At 47.7% G+C, this 19,486-nt stretch carries 19 protein-coding genes; 11 read left to right on the plus strand and 8 right to left on the minus strand.

The features are described from left to right. The first annotated feature begins 106 nt into the window (after positions 1–106). From WJM45_RS04310 to WJM45_RS04335, 6 genes are all read left to right on the plus strand, one after another. Positions 107–1,357 (plus strand): ISL3 family transposase, encoded by a 1,251-nt coding sequence (locus WJM45_RS04310; protein ID WP_341327756.1) that lies wholly within the window; start codon positions 107–109, stop codon positions 1,355–1,357. A gap of 56 nt (positions 1,358–1,413) precedes the next feature. Next, entirely contained in the window at positions 1,414–1,644 is a 231-nt protein-coding gene (locus WJM45_RS04315) for a hypothetical protein (RefSeq protein ID WP_341327757.1), read from the plus strand. Further along, a complete protein-coding gene (locus tag WJM45_RS04320) occupies positions 1,625–1,957 on the plus strand; it encodes a hypothetical protein (protein WP_341327758.1) in 333 nt (110 codons plus the stop codon). The genes WJM45_RS04315 and WJM45_RS04320 overlap by 20 nt, the downstream gene beginning before the upstream one ends. Before the next feature lie 194 nt (positions 1,958–2,151). Then, positions 2,152–3,954, plus strand: coding sequence for a DNA recombination protein RmuC (rmuC, locus tag WJM45_RS04325; RefSeq protein WP_341327759.1), 1,803 nt, complete (start codon positions 2,152–2,154; stop codon positions 3,952–3,954). A gap of 304 nt (positions 3,955–4,258) precedes the next feature. Further along, positions 4,259–5,149, plus strand: a complete 891-nt coding sequence (locus WJM45_RS04330; RefSeq protein WP_341327760.1) for a hypothetical protein — start codon at positions 4,259–4,261, stop codon at positions 5,147–5,149. Positions 5,150–5,225: 76 nt separating this feature from the next. Beyond that, on the plus strand, positions 5,226–5,879 hold the full coding sequence (locus tag WJM45_RS04335) for a metallophosphatase domain-containing protein (RefSeq protein WP_341327761.1): 654 nt from the start codon (positions 5,226–5,228) through the stop codon (positions 5,877–5,879). Positions 5,880–6,115: 236 nt separating this feature from the next. Here the strand turns inward: WJM45_RS04335 and WJM45_RS04340 are convergent, their stop codons facing one another. The 6 genes from WJM45_RS04340 to WJM45_RS04365 form a co-directional block, all read right to left on the minus strand. Beyond that, positions 6,116–6,340, minus strand: coding sequence for a hypothetical protein (locus WJM45_RS04340; protein ID WP_341327762.1), 225 nt, complete (start codon positions 6,338–6,340; stop codon positions 6,116–6,118). A gap of 13 nt (positions 6,341–6,353) precedes the next feature. Next, positions 6,354–6,983: a HipA domain-containing protein gene (locus WJM45_RS04345; protein WP_341327763.1), complete on the minus strand. Its 630-nt coding sequence runs from the start codon at positions 6,981–6,983 to the stop codon at positions 6,354–6,356. A gap of 25 nt (positions 6,984–7,008) precedes the next feature. Then, entirely contained in the window at positions 7,009–7,437 is a 429-nt protein-coding gene (locus WJM45_RS04350) for a HipA N-terminal domain-containing protein (protein WP_341327764.1), read from the minus strand. A gap of 34 nt (positions 7,438–7,471) precedes the next feature. Continuing rightward, positions 7,472–7,810 (minus strand): helix-turn-helix transcriptional regulator, encoded by a 339-nt coding sequence (locus WJM45_RS04355; RefSeq protein WP_341327765.1) that lies wholly within the window; start codon positions 7,808–7,810, stop codon positions 7,472–7,474. A gap of 325 nt (positions 7,811–8,135) precedes the next feature. Next, a complete protein-coding gene (locus tag WJM45_RS04360) occupies positions 8,136–8,585 on the minus strand; it encodes an inorganic diphosphatase (protein ID WP_341327766.1) in 450 nt (149 codons plus the stop codon). A gap of 57 nt (positions 8,586–8,642) precedes the next feature. After that, complete coding sequence (locus WJM45_RS04365; RefSeq protein ID WP_341327767.1) at positions 8,643–9,335, minus strand: SDR family oxidoreductase; 693 nt, start codon at positions 9,333–9,335, stop codon at positions 8,643–8,645. A 656-nt stretch (positions 9,336–9,991) separates the two neighbouring features. On the opposite strand from WJM45_RS04365, the gene WJM45_RS04370 reads away from it, so the two are divergent. Continuing rightward, entirely contained in the window at positions 9,992–10,543 is a 552-nt protein-coding gene (locus WJM45_RS04370) for a YkgJ family cysteine cluster protein (protein ID WP_341327768.1), read from the plus strand. Positions 10,544–11,511: 968 nt separating this feature from the next. Here the strand turns inward: WJM45_RS04370 and WJM45_RS04375 are convergent. After that, positions 11,512–12,765 (minus strand): glutamate-5-semialdehyde dehydrogenase, encoded by a 1,254-nt coding sequence (locus WJM45_RS04375; protein ID WP_341327769.1) that lies wholly within the window; start codon positions 12,763–12,765, stop codon positions 11,512–11,514. 215 nt (positions 12,766–12,980) lie between these two features. After that, positions 12,981–13,280, minus strand: a complete 300-nt coding sequence (locus tag WJM45_RS04380; RefSeq protein WP_341327770.1) for a DUF5710 domain-containing protein — start codon at positions 13,278–13,280, stop codon at positions 12,981–12,983. Between the two features lie 890 nt (positions 13,281–14,170). Here WJM45_RS04380 and WJM45_RS04385 point away from each other — a divergent pair. The 4 genes from WJM45_RS04385 (at position 14,171) to WJM45_RS04400 (ending at position 19,294) form a co-directional block, all read left to right on the plus strand. Continuing rightward, positions 14,171–16,201, plus strand: coding sequence for an HDOD domain-containing protein (locus WJM45_RS04385; RefSeq protein ID WP_341327771.1), 2,031 nt, complete (start codon positions 14,171–14,173; stop codon positions 16,199–16,201). A 68-nt stretch (positions 16,202–16,269) separates the two neighbouring features. Continuing rightward, entirely contained in the window at positions 16,270–17,040 is a 771-nt protein-coding gene (locus WJM45_RS04390) for a ceramidase domain-containing protein (RefSeq protein ID WP_341327772.1), read from the plus strand. A gap of 273 nt (positions 17,041–17,313) precedes the next feature. Continuing rightward, positions 17,314–18,447, plus strand: coding sequence for a lytic murein transglycosylase B (gene mltB / locus WJM45_RS04395; protein ID WP_341327773.1), 1,134 nt, complete (start codon positions 17,314–17,316; stop codon positions 18,445–18,447). 22 nt (positions 18,448–18,469) lie between these two features. Then, a complete protein-coding gene (locus WJM45_RS04400; RefSeq protein ID WP_341327774.1) occupies positions 18,470–19,294 on the plus strand; it encodes a DUF3530 family protein in 825 nt (274 codons plus the stop codon). Positions 19,295–19,486: the final 192 nt, after the last annotated feature.

Below are 19,486 nucleotides of genomic sequence, written 5' to 3' on the forward strand. Positions count from 1 at the left end.
GCTCTTCCGTATTTCCCGTGGTAGCCACAACATATAGTATGCCAGAGGACCGAAATCGGAGCCTGATATAAAATGCCGGAAAAACACCACTTTTCTCTGACTACCGATGAATCAACCGCAAATCCAAATACCACTCGATTTACCCAATGTCCGAGTAGAAAGCTACGAACAAACCGATAAAGGCTTGGTGATCACCGTCGTCAGCACGAGTGATACGGCGGTGTGTCGTCAATGCGGACGAACCATCGACAAGTTTCACGGCTATGACAAAACGATTACCTTAAGGCATCTGCCTATTTTTGATCGTCCGGTCTGGATTCGCATCCGGCCGAAGCGCTTTCAATGCCCCTACTGTGACAAAGGACCGACGACGACTCAACGTTGCGAGTGGTATGAACCCAAAAGTCCGCATACTAAAGCCTATGAGAATTGGATTTTACGCGAGTTAATCAATAGTACGCTCAGTGACGTCAGCCTGAAACGGGATTTGGGTGTCGAGTGTATTGAAGGCATCCTGGATCGTCATATTCAGCGAGAAGTGGACTGGTCAGCGGTACCCCACTTGGCGTTGCTCGGCATTGACGAAATCGCCTTGAAGAAAGGCCATAAGGATTTTGTCGTCATCGTATCGGGACTGACGGCGCAGCGTGAAAAGCATATCTTAGCGGTGCTCCCGGATCGCAAAAAAGAGACCGTCAAGGCGTTTTTAAAGACGCTGCCGTCTCAGCAATGCCAAAGCATTCGTCATGTCTGCATCGACATGAACGAAGGTTATTGCAATGCGGTTTTAGAAACCCTGCCGAAGGCTCAGGTGGTGGTCGATCGCTTCCACGTTGCCAAACACTATCGTGACTGCGCCGATAAAGCGCGTAAAGCCGAAATGAAGCGATTGAAGCAGACCCTACCGGAATCCGAGCACCGCGAACTGAAAGGCGCCATGTGGGCTTTTCGAAAGCCTTGGAACAACTTGGGTGAAGAACAGCAAGTCGTTTTATTATCGTTATTCCGGCAGGCGCCGATACTGAAAGAGGTCTATGTACAACGGGAAGTCCTGACCGGTATTTTTGAAAAGGACCTGACCAAAGCACAGGCCGAACAGGCGTTAACGCAGTGGTTGGACAGGATTACGGAATTGGGACTGGATTGTTTCTCGCCCTTTGTGACTACCTTGAGCAACTGGCGTGATCACATCACCAACTATTTCATCCGGCGTGAAACCAGCGGCTTTGTTGAAGGGCTGAACAATAAGATCAAAGTGATCAAGCGCCGCTGCTACGGTATCTATAACCTGGGCCGATTGTTCCAGCATATTTGGCTGGATGTTCAGGGGCGCCGGACCTTCTTTCCGGAACACTAGATATTGGGGAGAACTACGGGAAATACGGAAGAGCCAAATCAACCAAAGGATAAAGCATGCAAGCCTACTATGAAATAGAAACCGAAATACCTCTAAATCATCAATTACATTTGAAACTGCCGGACGATATTCCAGCCGGTCATGCCAAGATTGCCGTTATTTACGATATGCCGGATAAACTCACTGATAAGGCTGAGCAAATGGCCGCATTTTTACGGGCACTGCCGGATGAGCCGAAAGAAGCCGGATTAAGCCGCGAAGCAATCGATGATTATCGGCTTGATTGAAGGCGATTCCGAGCATCGTAAAGCGCTCAAACGTTATCTGTTGGGAAAGCAAGTATTTAGTTCCGAGTTGGCAAGAATGGAATCTCGTTTGCTGGCGGTTCGCCAACAGAAGATTGATATATTGCAGCTATATGACGCATTATTTTCAAGTTGCGAGTTTGTTCAATTGACGCGAGCTGTGTTTGACCAAGCTACTTCATTACGGGTTGAAAGTAACGTAAAACGCCTGATGCTTTGCATTTGGCCGCGGCGCTTACCAGTGGTTGTGGAACATTTTGCACGAATGACAAACAATTATTCAAAGTCGCTTTAAATCATATACAGGTGATTGACTGGAATATTCTGCTGAACGCTTGATGCCTGGATTCATAAGGCCCAAAGACTCAAGCTTTAATGGGAATCGGGTAAAAGTTTGATAAAGCCACAGAGGAAACAGGGGAACACAGAGTTTGAATCAAAAACTCTGTGTTCTCTGTGGTTAAAAAACAATAACAATAAGGAAAAAACATGCTTGATCCCCTTCTACTGAGCGGCGCGGCTGCCGTATTTTTGTCGTTAATCACGTTGCTGTTGATCTTGGTGCTGCGCAAGGTCAGTGTCTTATCGCGTTCGAACGCCGAACAAATCCGGCTCGAATTGATACAGCTTCTGCAAAGGAACGAGGAATCGCTGAAACACGGTTTGGGCGAATCACGCAAGGAACTGCGTGAAGTCAGCGCCGAAAACCGGCGCGAAATGAGCGAATCGTTCAAGGATTTTCAGGACACCTTGCTGAAAAGAGTCGTCGAAAACGGCAGTGAACAAAATCGGCAGTTGGCTGGTTTCAAGGATGCCTTGAATGCCTTGTCGGAAAAACTGATCACCAACTCCAATGATTTCAAGCAAAGCGTCAGTGCGTCGTTTCTGGCTTCCAGCGACTCGTTGAACAAAAAACAAGATGAATTTAGGGAAAAAACGCTGGAAAAATTGGACGCTTTTGAAGAAAGCATCAAGACCGATGCGAAAGAGAACCGTCAAGAACTCAATGCCGGTTTGAAGTCGTTCGAGGAAAAGTCCGCACACTCGATCCAACGGTTAAGCGAACAACTACAGACGCGGTTTTCCGAGTTTAATAAACAACAGGATGCCTTCGGAGAGAAAACCATCGGACGATTGAACGGATTTCAAGAAGGCATTCAAAACGACGCAAAGGAAAATCGTAAAGAGCTCAAAGAGGCTTTGAAATCGTTCGAAGACAAGTTCGGCGAAGGCCTCAAGGATTTCAACGATCAGCTTCGTTTACGCTTTTCCGACCTGCATAAACAACAACAGGAATCCACGCAACAAGCCAAAACCAGCATCGCCGAAATTAGAGAGACGATCGAAAAGCAATTGAAATCGATCCGGGACGACAACACGACGCAGTTGAACGAGATGCGTAGAACCGTCGATGAGAAATTGCATGAAACGCTGGAAAAACGCCTGGGCGAATCCTTCAAGCATGTCAGCGACCGTTTGGAGCAAGTTCATAAGGGGCTGGGCGAAATGCAGAATCTGGCCGTCGGCGTCGGCGATCTGAAAAAAGTGCTGTCGAACGTCAAAACGCGCGGCATTTTGGGCGAATATCAATTGGGCAACATACTCGAACAGATTTTGTCGCCGGATCAATACGACATCAATGTCGCGACCAAAAAAGGCAGTCAAGCCAACGTCGAATTTGCCGTCAAGTTGCCCGGCAAGGCCGACGACAAGACGGTCTGGTTGCCGATCGACTCCAAGTTTCCGTTGGAAAGCTATCAATCTTTGTTACTCGCTTTCGAGGAAGGCGATACGGTCAAGATTAACTTGGCGCAAAAGCAACTACTGAACGCGGTCGAGAGTTTCGCCAAGGATATCAGCGGAAAATATATAGACCCGCCGAATACCACCGATTTTGCGATCATGTTCCTGCCGGTGGAAAGCCTCTATGCCGAAATCCTTCGGCACCCTGAACTATTCGAAAAACTGCAACGGACCTATCGGATCACGATTACCGGGCCGACCACGCTATCGGCCTTATTGAATAGTCTGCACATGGGCTTTAGAACCCTGGCGGTACAAAAACGCAGCAGTGAAGTGTGGAAGGTGTTGGCCGAGGTGAAAACCGAATTTTTAAAATATGCCGATCAGTTGGAAAAAGTGAAGAAGCATTTGCATACCGCGTCCAATTCATTGGAAACCTTGCAAACCACGCGGGCCAACGCGATGGAAAGAAAACTGCGGAATGTCGAAACTTTGGAAATTGAAGTTGATGGCGAGCCGCTAGTAATGATTGAAAGCGATTCGGAATAAACAGGACATACGGAAAATGAATATAACCCTCGTAGATCAAAATTCGGCACCGGGGTGCCCGTCAAAGAACGTACTCGCCCAGCATCGAGCGTTAGGTGAGGGGCCGAGCACCCCGGCGTCACCTCAGGCACTGCCGAAATTTGAAGTACGAAAGGTATAAAATTACTTTTGATTTATCGAGTTTGCTGTCTAAAGTTTTATTGATATTTTAGTTAGTCACGCCGGATGAGATGTTCAGTGTTTTTCAATAATCATTATTCAATCGTCCATGATCTCGTAATGTTCATGCATTTACTGGCGTTTTATGTCTAAGCTCCGCAATTTCAACTGGCGTCAAGAAGCCCAATATCTGATTGATATCCAGGACAAGCAAGTTTGGCGAGAACACAAGGCCAAGAGTTTTAGTGATTGGCTGAAGACCCGTGCCGAGAATGAGGGCGTGCGGATTTCAGTACTTTGGCGCTATCTGAGGGTTGGGCGTTTTGCCGTCGAATTGCAAACGGGCGGATGGGCAAACGTAAAGTCACCGCTGGATATTCCGGAAGGCATTAACGCCGACTCTCTCGAATTGTTGGAAAAAATCAATCGAGTTGCGATCGAGAGCGATTTCAACGGTTTGGCTGAGGCGCTGTACCATAAAAAAATCAAACGGCCGCAACTCCTCAAGACTTGGCAAATTTACCGGGAAGCGATGCCGGAAGGTCAAACCGCGAGAGGGCGGGGTACCCAGCGTCCCGTCGTAGACGAAAAGAATCTGTATAAGCAACAGTTATCATTCAAACACAATGTTATTCGTCGTCTTGAAGCTACCGATCCTGATAGCTTGGGTTATGAAAGTGGCGCTGCTTTGCGGATTTTTAATCCACTCAGCGAAGGTCAAAAGAGCTATGGTTACGATGCCATCATGGTCGTATTCAATGAGCATCGAGTCATCGATGTGGCTTTTATTGTAATTCAGGTAGAAGAGGCGGTTGATCGCGAAATGGAAGACCATTTTTCGAAGGAAAGGACTTGGCTGATCGCTCAAGAGTCAATCTTGGCCAAAGCTGCCAACGGTTCTCGAAAAAGATACCCGGATCAGTGGGGCGTCATGGTTGCGACGACGAATGAATTGCGCATCGAACGGAAACCTCCTCAGAACCCAGCGCCAATCGCGTTTTCTGTCAGTGAATTGCTGCTAGATTTCATGAGATGACGAAACCCTTTCATAAATGTTTGCGGAAGATCGGTTTTAGGTTAATAGGTCTAGCAACAAGACATAAGGAGCGCCAATGACGCCGATCGACAATCAAAATAGACCCGCTTTACGCCTGGTTTGCCTATCAGACCTACACGATGCACAGCAAACAGTGTCGGTGCCGGACGGCGATGTATTGATCGTCGCCGGCGATATCTGTTTAGAGGGACGCCTAGCCGAGGTCAAGCGTTTCGACGATTGGTTAGGTACGCTGCCGCACCGGTGCAAACTCGTGATTGCCGGAAATCATGACTGGCCGTTTGCAATAGCGGGGAAGGGCGCGGCAATTAATCTGCTCAAAAACGCCATTTACCTTGAAGACGCAGGCATTGAAATCAATGGCGTGAACTTTTGGGGATCGCCATGGCAGCCGGAGTTTTGCGATTGGGCGTTCAATCTACCGCGCGGTCCTCGGTTAGCCGAGATATGGGATGGCATTCCGAGTCATACCGACGTATTGATAACGCATACGCCGCCCCATGGCATTTTGGATAAGGTGTACGGCGAGCATGTCGGCTGCGAAGCGTTGGCCGATGCCGTTCAACGCGTCCGGCCGAAAATTCACGTCTTTGGCCACATACATGAGTGTCATGGCGTGTTAAAGCACGGTGAAACGACCTATGTCAACGCCAGCTTGCATGATGAAAGATTTTGTCTCAGGCATCAACCGATCGTCCTCGACTTGTAGGACCAATGATTCAATCAATCAAGCGTTTTGTGCTCTCAGGCCGGCTTGCCGCAACTGGAACAGTTAGGGTTATGGTTTTGATGCTTACAGATTCAATACAACAAGACTTGTGGCTCATGTATTTAAAAATATGAGCCACAAAATGATCGGTTCGTTTGGCGAGCAATATTTCCAAGTGTCGCTACCCAGGCGGTTGTCAAAGGATTTAGCATCAACAACCGACGAATGAATGAGCATTACTCTTCAAACACCGTAGGGTTCAGAAACTGCCGTTTCCAAAATAGTTTTCGATCAATCTCACTAAGCTCGGCCTCATCGCACACGTTGTCCCAATTCGCTTCAATGGCTTCGCGTTGCCTATCGAAAATGTCTTTCGCTTCATTCTCCGAGAGTTGGAAGTGAGGCGCTGGCGCAAGGCACGACTTGAGTTTACTCAGATTGTTGTTCCCGGAAATGAGCATGGCTTGTGAGGCTTCATTGCCGGTACGATTTTGCGGGCAAATATCGTAGCGGGTGTAAGACTGAGTTTTTGCCGTTCCAAAAGACCGCGTGATTGCGTGCGTGGTCATCGGTATTGCCGCACAAGATGTTAAAGACGAGACGTGAAAACAGCTCTTCGAGCGTTTTTTTGGGGTTGTCGAAGCGGTGCCGTATGATTTCTGCGAACGTTTCATAGCTTGCGTAACGCGCCATCATGTCATTTAGGCCAGACATTGTTAAAGCGGAAACCATGGCTTTGCGCGTCCAGCCATGGGCGGTTTTTACGCGATCAAACCGTTCGATCAGAAGGATGTCCTTATTGGTCGCTTGAACAAGCTTTACGGTGGCGGCTTTCACCCCGGCTGCGACCGCCAGCCGCATGGCGATGAATTCAGCCTTTACGACACTGTAGAGGTCGGAACTCGATGAAAACTTTGCGATGAATTTTGTGCCTTGGTCTTCGATCAAGGCCTTGGGGCGTGCACCACCGATAGAGCTTCCATGGAATAGCGCTTGATCCAGCTCCGGCGTGAGCGGAATACCTTGCTCGACTCGTTCCGCGGATTTAAGCAATTCCTCCAGCGGGGCATTACTTGCGGAGCGGGGGATGTATAGTGTTCGCACATCAAATTTCGGTTTTTTTATCCCCTCATCCTAACCTTCTCCCGGAGGGAGAAGATATTGAAGCGCCGAAATTTGATGTGCGATAGGTATATTCACTTGGAGAGCGCTGGAAATCCAGATCGCCGATACGATCAGAGCCCGATTCCAGTAAATAGGTCAGTTCGCCAAGCGCGTCGGTATCCGTATCTTTGCCTTTCCGTCCAAGCTTTTTATTGATGATGACGCGCCGTCCCCATGCGTCCGGCGCGGCATCACGGATACAGCCGGGCATGCTCAGCCCATCCGGTAGTGGCAATACTCCCTTCTTGAGCGGTAGCTCCGGCAGGTAGATGGGAATAGCCGGAGGCGTATCCTTGACGCGCTCCAGATAGCTTTTGCCGTAATTGAAATGAATATTGCCCTGATCGTCGGCTTCAAGCTTGCCCGCGACGACCGGCTCGGTTGCCTCAGGCAATCATATCCAGACATAGGCTTCTTTATCGGCTTTGTTAGAAGTCATCATCAACGACTTTTACTTTTTTCCGGACAGACTTCGGGAGAAGCGAGAGCTTGTCTTCGGTTTGGCGAATATGCCCATTGAGCGTCGCCGCTTCGGTATCAAAAAGTTTGACGCCGACAAGGGCGGCAACTTCAAAAGTTGCCCCGAGTTCGCACTTGGGATCCCCTTTTTCGATGCGCTGCAAAAGTCCGCGCGAGATACCGGCGCGTTCGGCAACCTCTTGTGCGGTCATCTTGCGCTCTATTCTTGCAGCACGAATGAGCTTGCCCAGAAGCGTCATCGCCTCACGGCTATAGCGGGAATAGGAGCGTGCCGATACTTTGGCCATGGTTTAGCTGTTGGTTTATAAATGGATCACAGGGTTGTCTCGTGATTTATATGCGAACCAAATTAGCAGTTCCAAAGCGCTTCGGCAAGCAAAAAATGGTTTATATATGATTCATAATAATTCTTTATGTTTTATATACTAAAGTTTCGGAGTTCATTTTAACTTCATAATCGGAGCCGAGGGAAGTGCTGAAAAAAAGAAACATAAAAATGTCGGTGCATCTGTGTGATAACACTTCAAACACACCGACGTTTTACTATCTCCGCAACTACGACTCGCGATGAAGGCCAGAGTTCCTTCAAGAATTAGCAGACAGCCGGTCCAACTAAAGTGCATCCTTGACCTGATGAATAGAGGAGGGTATTGCTCTGGCCAGTGCGCTTGCTGCATCGAGCCACCCTTCACAGCTGTTGCGTCCCTTGCGCCCCTTGATTAAATTCAGCAGATATTTGGCCTTGGCATAAATCATGAAGAACAGAAGAATCAGCCGTTGCTGTTTCACGGAGATGGGTTTTTGAGCGCATATCAATTTGTCTTCATAAACGCCCCCATCGATCATTCCAACGGCTCCCCAGGCATAAACTGAAATCGATGCGCCTAAAGGAAGCCGCGGGCCAAGCACGACTGCATCCAAAAAATCGCCGTCCGAACCGATATAAGCCGGAATTGAGCCATAGTTGAATGGACAGGGCAGCGGAGAGATGAAGTCCGGTTTTCCAGTGGAACCCCGCTTTAAAAAACTGCCGCGAGGCGTTTCAATGGTGACATTAACCAAAGGGGCTTGTTCGGGAATGTTTAAAGAATGCATCTGAAATAAAAACCAATTTAAAGCCTAATAACCAGGCACGGATAGCGGTGTACCGTTATCGCGGGCACTCAACTCAAGCAGAAACGGTACGGCCGTTTCGGACCAGCGTTCTGCAGACGGATAATGCTGGGCCTCATCACCAAAACAGAGTTTCAGCATATCGGTATCGATAATGCCGGGATTCAAAGGAATCGCAGCCATGGTTTTCGGGAGTTCCTGCGCCAATGATCTTGTCAGTCCTTCGATGGCCCATTTCGACGCGCAATAGGGCGCAACGCCGGCATCCGTGCTTCGACCCCAGCCCGAGCTGAAATTGACGATAACGCCCGATTGCTGTTCGATCATGAAGGGCACAAAATGGCGAATCACATTGGTCACGCCTTTGATATTAACGTCGATAAGCGCATCGAAATCTTGTGCTGAAATTTGCCAAAGGGGTGTGACCTCGTTGATCAACGCAGCATTATTGAGCAGCAGATCAGGCGGCCCGAAGTCCTTGATGACCGATTCCGCCCAGGTTGCCACATCGGCATCTTGCGTGACGTCAAGCGCATCAAACCGATGCGGCGCGCCCAGCTCGGTATTGAGGGTATCTATCGCCGCTCGAGACCGTCCGCAGCCAATCACGGTGTGCCCCAAGCCGGCAAACTTGATCGCCATGGCTCGCCCTAAGCCGCGTGTTACGCCTGTGACGACAATGCTTCTGGATTTAGACATCCTGACTCCTTATTCAACAAATGCAATCACTATAACGTTTATCGCGTGATCATGAAAAAAACAGTTATACCTTTCGCACTTCAAATGTCGGCAGTGCCTGAGGAGGCGCCGGGGTGTGCGGCAAAGGCTTTGCCAGCATGGAGCTGGCATAGAGCCTATAGGGTCGTATTTACCCAGCACCTAAATTATCTATGTAATCAATCATGGCCAATAGGCTATGGAATTTAGGTGCTGGGTTTACGGCGTCCTTTGACGGACACCCTGGTGCCGAATTTTGATCTGCGATGGGTATACCAAAAGACTTCCTCGCAGACGCAAGAAGAGGCATTAAGAATCGCTAACAGCATTCAGCGTTCCGCTCAAACCAAACTGATTGCTTGGAGTATCCAATAAGGTATCGATCTTTACAGACGACGGCCGAAAGACAAAGCCCAAGGCTTGATCAGGCAACGGAAAAAGTTGGCGAGAAAGCGCAGCCCGGCGGCAGGATAACGTTGAAACATCAGAAATCATCGTATAGCGACAGCACGGCTGCCCTGGACATTACGGATAGCGGCAGGCTTGGGTATCTGCATCTATGCGGCGATTGTCCATTCGTTATGACTCGATGCGTGTATATAATACGCGCCAATCTGACTTGCAAAAAACTATCCCCCATGATGACACTCACTGAATTGCATGCCGATATCGATAAACGCGTCGAACTGATTCGTGCCGATCATCCGGATTGGTTGTGCCGCTCGGGGTGCGACGGTTGCTGTCATCGACTGGCGGAAATCCCACAGTTGACGGAAGCCGAATGGACGTTACTTCGAGACGGACTTTCGTTATTGCCTCAAGACGCGCTTCAGACGATTTGTCGAGAGGTTGCGACGCTGGTCGAACAAGCCTCTCGACCCATCGTCTGTCCGCTGTTAGATCAATCGACCGGTACTTGTCGCGTCTATTTCCACCGGCCTATCGCTTGCCGTACTTACGGGTTCTTCGTTCAACGCGATAAAGGGCTTTACTGCAAAGACATCGAAGCCCAAGTGGAAAATGGTGTATTAAATGATGTTGTCTGGGGTAATCACGATGCGATAGATCAGCAACTGAAATGCATGGGGGAAGCGCGCGAACTGACTTTGTGGCTTGCCGATTGGCAAGGTTGTCAGTCGTCTGTCGACCCACAAGAGCCACTCAATCCCTATTTCCGAATGGCTAAATAGAACCCTTAGCAATCAGTCGATAAACTCCTTCTAAAAGGAGTAACATGAAAATCACCGGCTCATCCGATGATTTATTGATTAAACTTCAGGGTTCATGTGATTTTTATCCATGAATACATTTTGTCAACTTGCTCCGATCCTGAGGTATCCCCACGAAATAGCCAAATAAAACAATTTTTTGGCTGTAAATTGGTTGATAGATATATAAATTTTTTTCATTCCCACGCAGAGCACTCGCCGTTATACACAGGTATCGGTAAACTTGCTAAACAGAGGTTATCGTATACTTGAAAACGGTGCTGTTTGATAAATCTACGGATATTGAACATCAGTGGCTTTCCCTCACCTAACCCTAGGTGAGGGAAAATCGGGAACGTTGGGCGACAAAAAAATGGTATCAAGGACTCATTAGCTAAGATTGCAAAACGGAAATTTTTGACTTATACCTTTCGCACTTCAAATTTCGGCAGTGCTTAAGGAGGCGCCGGGGTGCTCGGCAAAGGCTTTGCCAGCATAGAGCTGGCATAGAGCCTATAGGGACGTATTTACCCAGCACCTAAATTCCATAGCCTATTTGCCATGATTGATTACATAGATAATTTAGGTGCTGGGTAAATACCTCCATGTAGGTTTGACGGCGGCTTTCCCTGCCGCCGACACCTGCCAATCGAGCAACCGAACCCTCCGTAAAATAATGAAGTTATTTGCGACTAAATCCTAAGGCGCCCTGATGATTTTTGCTTGAGTTAATACCGACTATCGGCATGAAGTCTGGCGAGATGAAATTCTCAGTGTGATTTCCAATCAAGAGGGACGCGCCCACTATTTCTTCTTCCTGTGGATGTCGGATCCAGTTGACAAATCAGTCGTTCGAAATGACAGATGATCGACTGGTTTGGGTCGATACCGACCATACGACGGGTATAGTTGTTCAGTTTTTGGGGTCCATTATACAGTGTAAGTATAAGTTAATTCCTCAAATGACCATTTCCATAGGCCACCCACTTATAGGTTGTTAGTTCGTCCGGCCCGACCGGCCCGCGGGCGTGTAGTTTGTCGGTGCTGATGCCGACTACCGATCCCAAGCCGTAATCGCCGCCTCCCGATAATCTTGTGGAAGCATTGATCAATACCGAGGCCGAGTCAACCTGATGCTCGAATTTTTGAGCCATGTTAAGGCTTTGCGTAACTATGACATCGGTATGCCCCGACCCATAGTGATTGATATGATCAATCGCTTCATCGATGCCGTTGACGATTTTTATTGAAAGTATCGGCGCCAGATATTCGCTATGCCAATCTTCTTCTGTCGCTGGGGCAATGCCTGGTAAGAGCTTTTGTGTCTTTTCGCAGCCGCGTAGCTCGATATTGTTTGTGTCAAATGCCGCCTGAAGCAGCGGTAGCATTTGTTCCGCGCATTTTTGGTCGATCAATAAGGTTTCAAGTGCGTTACAGACTTGAACGCTTTGGCATTTCGAATTGATCGTTAGATCGACCGCTTGAGCAGGGGCCGCGTCTGCCGCGATATAGAGATGACAGATGCCGTCGTAATGTTTGATGACAGGAATTCGGGTACCTTCGGCGATGCGTTTGATCAAGTCCTTGCCGCCGCGCGGAATCAACACGTCCACATAGTCGTCCATCATGAGCAGTTCTCCAACAGCTTCATGGCCTGGCATGCGGATAATCTGTATCGCATGTTCCGGAAGTCCGGCAGCTACAGCGCCTTTAGTCATTGCATCTGCCAGGAGCATGTTAGTTTGCAGTGCTTCCGACCCGCCTCGCAAGATGACGGCATTACCGCTTTTGATGCAGACCCCGGCGGCATCGGTGGTGACATTAGGCCGTGATTCGTAAATGATGCCGATGACGCCAAGCGGTACCGATTTTTTAAATACCTGAAGCCCGGCGGGATTGGTATGGCCTTCGAGTACGCGATTCAAAGGGTCCGGTCTCCGAGCGACTTCATTTAGCCTGGATATCATGTATTGAAAAACTTTATCGTCGATCGTCAAGCGTTTGACCAATGCATTGGAATGCCCGGCTTGCCGAGCTTTTTCGACTTCTTCGGCATTGACTTCCAAAACTCGGCGTTTAGCTGATTGAAGCGAGTCGACCATTTTTGAAAGCGCAAGATTACGCAGTGACTCGGATGTCGATGATAATTGACGTGCCGCAAGACGGCTTTGTTTGGCAATGGCTTGAACGGAACTGCTATTCACAATGGATCCATGGTTACTTTTTAAAGCCTGAAGATTAGCAGTAAATCGATAGAGGCACAAAATCGATCAATTTGATTACGCGCTTCGAGTGGCTTTATTCGTTGTTGTATAGTGTTCGCACATCAAATTTCGGTTTTTTAAAACCCTCACCCCTGCCCTCTCCCAATGTGGGCGAGGGAGTATAATGCCGAATTTCATGTGCGATGAGTATAAGTTTATTCCCATGGCGGCTCATCACCGCTATAGGCTACAAAGTCTTTATCCGTTGCATAGGTCATAACGCCCGAGCCGGCGTTATTAATTGTGTGGCTTCTTTTGGATGAAGCAGATCCAGCATCGGAAGCCAAAGTCGACTTGGGTGCTGCGTCTTGTGATAGCCATTGCGCAAAAAGTGATATGTCTTTATTTCCTGGGACATACCATTTCTTTTGGGCAGGATCCCATCTTGCGCCGAGCGCTTTAGCCGCATCTTTTTGCGCATACGGCACATTCAGGTATGTTTTCGGTTCAGCCATTTTTCGGTAAGTACCCAATGCGCTGTTTTATGCGAAGCTAGCCGGTTTAAAGTTGATTAAACTAAAGAAACGATCGCGTAGACTTGCATACGATTCTTGTATAGGCGGCCAAATGCTTGGTAAGACACGAAGGCAAAATGCTGTGATGTTTTCCCCTTCGGCCTCTTTAACCACAAAAATAAAATAAATAACGGTTAACACATAAATAAACTCTGACATATTTTCGTCCTGATAGCATTGATTGTTCTTGTAATTTTCCGTCTAAAATGATGATTCGGAATGTGCTTTCATTTCTTGTTGGCGAGTGAATATAGCAGAAGTTACTCAAAATAGGTAAGCGAATGTAATTCAGCAGCAATTCCCAATTTGGGAATCCAAAAGGGTGTGGGGTATGCTTGGCGAGGATGTCGGCAGCAGGGAGCTGCCGCCAAGCCCCCAGGGATGGGTTTACGGCGTTCCTCGACAGGCATGCCCCACACCCTAAAATCGGCGAAACTGCTCAAACTGGGAATTGCTGGTAATTTAGTTCATCAGGAAAATCAGAGCGGAGGGCAAAATATCACTGGACAATTGCTTGATACGTTTCATAGTTCTCAAATATCTACTTGAAAATCATATAACCTTTATCCTAATTCTGTCGGTTAGACCCTGGGTAGGCGCTTCCGAGTCGCTCAAGAGATCGCGCCCTCCCGACAGAGAACTTTCATTTGCCGGCGCGATAGCTAGGTTTTCACGAACGTTAGAATGAAAAGAAGGTGTTAAAACTATTGAAGCTTTATGTTCTAGTGTAGAGGATGTGGGTAATTGCGCATTGCCGGCTTGTCATTTTTCACATAATCTACCTGTGCATTCTGCAATTTTTAACGATAATCGATATAAGCAGCCACATTATGGATAACAATACCGCTTCAGCAAACGAAGATTTGCTTGGCTATCCCGCCGGGATTGCTAAGGCGGCGCGCGCGGTTTTAAAAAAGGAAGTTAGGCATTTGCAGTTAATTCCGGCTGCGGCGATCAAATTGCTTAAACTTACCAACGATGAAAACACCCGGGTAAAAGATCTATCGAAGGTAATCGAGACGGAGCCGGCGTTGGCGGCTAAAGTACTAAGGATTGTTAATTCGGCGGCATTTTGTTTGCCTAAAAAAATCACTTCGATCAAGCATGCGGTCAATATGCTCGGGTTTTCAGCCGTTAGGCAGGCCGCCTTGGATCAGTTATTTTATAATCGGCTAATCCGGCATAAATCGAAGCAATCGTTCAATCAGATGTTTTTTTGGCAGCATTGTTTATTCGTCGCATCGATGAGTAAGGCGATTGCCGTAACCTTGAAACATCCCGATCCGGACATGATCTACACAGGCGGTTTGTTGCACGATGTCGGCAAAGTCGTATTAGAAAGTTATGGACGTGTGTCGTATAGCGATTATTTAACGGCATACGATAAAAGCGATCGGTCGCTGATGGAAAGCGAGAAAACTTTTTTCGGCTTAACGCATACCGAAATCGGTTTGGTTTTCTGCGCGACTTGGAACTTACCGCCTGCGATTACCGCAATGATCGGCTTTCATCACGAAATGCCGCCCGTCGACTCCCCGTATGCTCAATTTAAAACCGAGACCGCGATTATTTCATTCGCTAATTATATTGCATGGGTTCAAGGTGTGGGGTCCAGCGAAAAAATTTGTAGTCCGGATTTACAAGCAGAAGTCTTAAAGATCATCGATATCGATAAGTTGAATTTGGAGCAGTTACTTGAACATGTCGACCGGGAAATGGCCAATACCCGAGAGTTTTACGGTATTTCATTTCCTAATATTCATAAACTTAGAGCGACACTGGTCCAGGCAACGATTAAACTCAGCGTTATCGGCAACAAAACCCGGCATGAAAAATCGAATGGAGGCAATGCCGGAGTCGCCTCGAACGGTTCAATATTAACGATCCCTCACCGGAGTCTCGATCCGGAAGAATTTTTACCTTGGACTTTAGAGGCGATTCAAAGCGATTTCGGTTTCGATCGAGTCATAATGTTAAATATCGACCCGAAACGTCGGGGCTTGATTGCTGCGCATTGGTGGCCGGAGTCGATTCTTGAAGATGAATTGCAACCGTTTGAAATTCCAATCGGTGAAGTCACCGGTAAGCTATTGGATTGTCTGCGTAACAAAAAACCGGTCTTGATAAGAAAGGAAGATAATCTCGATCGACAGATGCTTCATAGGATCAAAGTCGATGAGTTTATCGCACTGCCTGTCTTGCGACATAACAAGTTGGTCGGTGTGCTCTATGCCGATAATTCGTTAAGCGGACGAGGAATGGATGAAAAGGTTCTCGGTGAAATGTTGCCGATCGTTAATGAGCTGGGTATCGCGTTGATGAATGCCAAGCAGTATACCCTGGCAAGAAAGGAGTCTCAGATCGACCCGTTGACGCAATTATTTAACAAGCGTGTAATAAATGAGTTTTTGGCGCGTCTTTTCGAAAGCGAACCGCAGGTATTAACCAAAATCGCGGTAGGATTTATCGATGTCGATCGGTTTAAGCATTTTAATGATGTGTGCGGTCATCAGGCGGGTGACGATGTTTTGAAGATCGTCGCGGATATCTTACGGAGCATGACGCGCCCGGGCGATTTGATCGGCCGCTACGGTGGCGAAGAATTTTTATTTGTGTTGCGTAATACCGATCAAGCCGGCGCATTGGGTTACGCCGAGAGAATACGAGGTGAAATCGAACGGCGCGGCAAGGTGATGAGCGAGCGGTTTCATGATCATGAACTGACTGTCAGTGTCGGATTGGCCGTATATTCTCCGGAGTATAAAAGTTATCCTGCGATGATCGAAGCGGCCGATAAGGCGATGTATCGAGCCAAGCATAGTGGACGAAATAGGGTGGTTGTTTATCAGGAGTCTCCATAGCTTCTTGATATAGCGTTCAATAATGAACGGCTATGATTATTCTTTTTGCAATTCTTGAAGGATGCTGGATGATGAAAAATAATCTCGACTATCGAGCTTCTATGCTAATAGCCATCGCTTTGGTCGCTGTGATCGTGATGTTTTTTTTTCCGGCAATTCCCCAAGATCGGTTTTATCATGAGTTTGCCGATCAAAGAGAAGAGCTTGGCATTAAACATTTTTTCAATGTCGTGTCCAACTTGCCTTTTATCTTGGTAGGGGTGCTCGGCGTTAAGACACTTTTGTCCGTCGATCGCTCTAAAATCGTCGATGTCATCTTGCCGTCTTATATGCTGTTTTTTAGCGGCGTGGCTTTAGTGGGAATCGGTTCGATTTATTATCATCTGGACCCGAATAATCGCACGTTGATTTGGGATAGATTGCCGATGACCTTGTCTTTTATGTCATTTTTTTCGGTGATTGTCGGCGAATATATATCTGAAGAAGTCGCGTCGAAGTTACTGTATCCGCTACTATTGACCGGGTTGGCTTCCGTTTTTTACTGGGACTATAGCGAGTTGCAAGGCCGTGGCGATTTACGTTTATACGGTCTAGTTCAATTCTTGCCGTTACTGTTGCTGCCGTTGATACTGATGCTGTATAAACCCCGTTTTACCCATGGATGGGCCTATTGGATTTTTTTTGGTTTATATGGTGTCGCGAAGGCTTTTGAGGTCGCGGATAGTCCTGTCTACCATTGGTCATATGGTATTAGTGGGCATACTCTTAAGCATTTACTAGCGGCCTTAGGATGTTATGTTTTTCTTCGGCAAATCGCAGAAAGGCATCGGTTGTTTTAATGTAGCGTAGGCTAAGCGCTCTATTGTGGATTGGAATAAATTTTTAACTCTTAATTTGGATTTAAGGACCCTATAATATACCTTTCGCACTTCAAATTTCGGCAGTGCCAGAGGAGGCGCCGGGGTGTGCGGCAAAGGCTTTGCCAGCATGGAGCTGGCATAGAGCCTACAGGGATGTATTCACGGCGTCCTTTGACGGACACCCCGGCGCCGAATTTTGATCTGCGATGGGTATAGATCTTCGAATCGAGTTTTTCCGCCAGGTAACCTAAGATGTATAAAAAAATAGCCGTCGTTATTTTCATGCTAACCGGATGTTCCTCAACGGCTCAGCAGCACCCGCCGTTTCAAAAATCTGCCGATCAGGCGTCCGTTCCGGTTGTCGCCAAACCGGTTGCTAAACCCTTGCGGCCAAAACAAATCGGTCTCTATCGCGCCGCGTCGGTTTCCGGAGACTATGCGGGATATAGCGATTTGCACCGTTTCATCGATGGCATGGTTCAAAAGCATGGTTTCAGCCGGGATTATTTAAACGGCTTATTTTCACAGGCTAAACGAAAACAATGGACCTTGGATTATTTGCATAAATCGGATCAAGCCGCAAAAACGAGTACGAAGCCGGCGCCAGGCGGTTGGACGCGTTATCGCGCGCAGTTTTTGGACGAACGCCATATCAACAGTGGTGTTTCGTTTTGGATGAAACATGGCGAGACTTTGCGACGCGCGGAGGATAAATACGGCGTTCCGGCGGAATATATTTTAGGAATTCTCGGCGTTGAAACCTCCTATGGCGGTTATATCGGCAATCACCGTATCATCGATGCGTTGACGACATTAGCATTCGACTATAAGCGGCGCGGCGACTATTTTCGCGGCGAACTCGAAAATTTTCTGATCATGGCCGGCAAGGAAGGTTTCGATCCGTCCAAGCCGGTCGGTTCGTTTGCCGGCGCGATGGGCTTGGGACAGTTTATGCCGACCAGTTTTCTAAAATGGGCTGTCGATTTTAACGGGAATGGGCGCAAGGATTTATGGAATCCTGAAGATGCTATCGGCAGCGTGGCCAATTATTTCGCGCAACACGGTTGGCAATCGGGGCAACCGGTTGTGACGCCCGCTAAACTGAACGGTGCGCAAGCTCATACGCTTGAAACCGGTGTCAATCATCAATATACGCTGCCTCAATTCAAGCAAGCAGGAGTGATTCCGGCGCGCTATTGCCAATGCGAGGGGCCGCTGCATTTAATATTACTGAGAAAATCTATTGGCGATGATTACTGGATTGGTCATCCCAACTTCTATGTCATAACTCGCTATAACCAAAGTTCTTACTATGCGATGGCGGTTCACGATTTGGCGATGGCGATCAAATCGCGTTACCGAAAAACGCAAATGGTTTCCCGATGATTGGCAAATGAGTCATTAAGCGGTGAATAGGCTGAAATACTGGTTGGTATTGATTGGTGGATTCGGGAGCTTTGTTTGTGGTGCAACCGATGTCGTCCGCGAGGCCGATTACGCCGAACGAATCGCCGCAACTTTGAATATCGGTGAAATCGTTTGGCTACAAGCGAATGACCGAAAGTTTTTAAGTATCTATACCGAGACCGAATATCCGGATATCAAAGAAGCGGCAATTATATTGCACGATAAAGGTGCGCATCCGGATAGAAAGCCATTGATTCATGGGCTTAGAACCGAATTGCCGAAACATCGTTGGTCGACGTTAGCGCTTCAGATGCCGTTAAGAGAGCCGTGGGCCGAGGCGGAAGATTATTTTGCTTTGTTTGCCGAGGCGACGGACCGTTTGCGAGCTGCGGTAAATTTTTTGGAGAAAAAGGAATATGAAAATATCGTGATCGTCGGTCATGGAATGGGGGCATTAATGGCTTTGCAGGCTCAAAATGCTTTGCAAGACGATATTAAAGCATTAGCGATAATCGATGTTCCGGTGACTCGTAATATATCCGCTAGAACTATGGAATGGATTAGGGAGGCCGAACTCCCGTTACTCGATCTATTGGTTAGTCGTGAGATGCCGAATATGGACGTTAGCGCTGCGAAAAGACGTTTGGCGGCAAAAGACAATACGCATTATCGGCAAGTTAGCATTAGCGCTGATGAATCCATGATGGTCAAGCGGGTATATAGTTGGTTAAGGCGCGCAATTGAAACCTTTGCATCAGCCGAGAATGACGAAGAAACTGCCGAAAAAGAATCTGCTAAAAATGAAGCTGATGCTCAAACCGATTGAACCGCTTGGCAGGCCGTCCATGGCCGTGGATACCTGGTTTCACAGGCATGTGGGAAGGGTTTGAAAGTTTAAAGTTAAGCGCTTCGAACCGGTCGATTAGCCAAAAAACCGATGTTTTCGGTAAAGGCCGGCTTGTTGCGCCATAGGCCAAACAAAAAGCTACATTAATTGAATGGCGACCAATACAGTGAC

The sequence above is a fragment of the Methylotuvimicrobium sp. KM2 genome, from assembly GCF_038051925.1.
GTDB lineage: Bacteria > Pseudomonadota > Gammaproteobacteria > Methylococcales > Methylomonadaceae > Methylotuvimicrobium.

Excerpts from the sequence above, each read along its gene's own strand:
- WJM45_RS04310 (WP_341327756.1), top strand. The coding sequence starts at position 107 with ATGAATCAACCGCAAATCCAAATACCACTCGATTTACCCAATGTCCGA.
- WJM45_RS04315 (WP_341327757.1), top strand. The coding sequence starts at position 1,414 with ATGCAAGCCTACTATGAAATAGAAACCGAAATACCTCTAAATCATCAA.
- WJM45_RS04320 (WP_341327758.1), top strand. The coding sequence starts at position 1,625 with ATGATTATCGGCTTGATTGAAGGCGATTCCGAGCATCGTAAAGCGCTC.
- rmuC (WP_341327759.1), top strand. The coding sequence starts at position 2,152 with ATGCTTGATCCCCTTCTACTGAGCGGCGCGGCTGCCGTATTTTTGTCG.
- WJM45_RS04330 (WP_341327760.1), top strand. The coding sequence starts at position 4,259 with ATGTCTAAGCTCCGCAATTTCAACTGGCGTCAAGAAGCCCAATATCTG.
- WJM45_RS04335 (WP_341327761.1), top strand. The coding sequence starts at position 5,226 with ATGACGCCGATCGACAATCAAAATAGACCCGCTTTACGCCTGGTTTGC.
- WJM45_RS04340 (WP_341327762.1), bottom strand. The coding sequence starts at position 6,340 with ATGCTCATTTCCGGGAACAACAATCTGAGTAAACTCAAGTCGTGCCTT.
- WJM45_RS04355 (WP_341327765.1), bottom strand. The coding sequence starts at position 7,810 with ATGGCCAAAGTATCGGCACGCTCCTATTCCCGCTATAGCCGTGAGGCG.
- WJM45_RS04365 (WP_341327767.1), bottom strand. The coding sequence starts at position 9,335 with ATGTCTAAATCCAGAAGCATTGTCGTCACAGGCGTAACACGCGGCTTA.
- WJM45_RS04370 (WP_341327768.1), top strand. The coding sequence starts at position 9,992 with ATGATGACACTCACTGAATTGCATGCCGATATCGATAAACGCGTCGAA.
- WJM45_RS04380 (WP_341327770.1), bottom strand. The coding sequence starts at position 13,280 with ATGGCTGAACCGAAAACATACCTGAATGTGCCGTATGCGCAAAAAGAT.
- WJM45_RS04385 (WP_341327771.1), top strand. The coding sequence starts at position 14,171 with ATGGATAACAATACCGCTTCAGCAAACGAAGATTTGCTTGGCTATCCC.
- WJM45_RS04390 (WP_341327772.1), top strand. The coding sequence starts at position 16,270 with ATGATGAAAAATAATCTCGACTATCGAGCTTCTATGCTAATAGCCATC.
- mltB (WP_341327773.1), top strand. The coding sequence starts at position 17,314 with ATGTATAAAAAAATAGCCGTCGTTATTTTCATGCTAACCGGATGTTCC.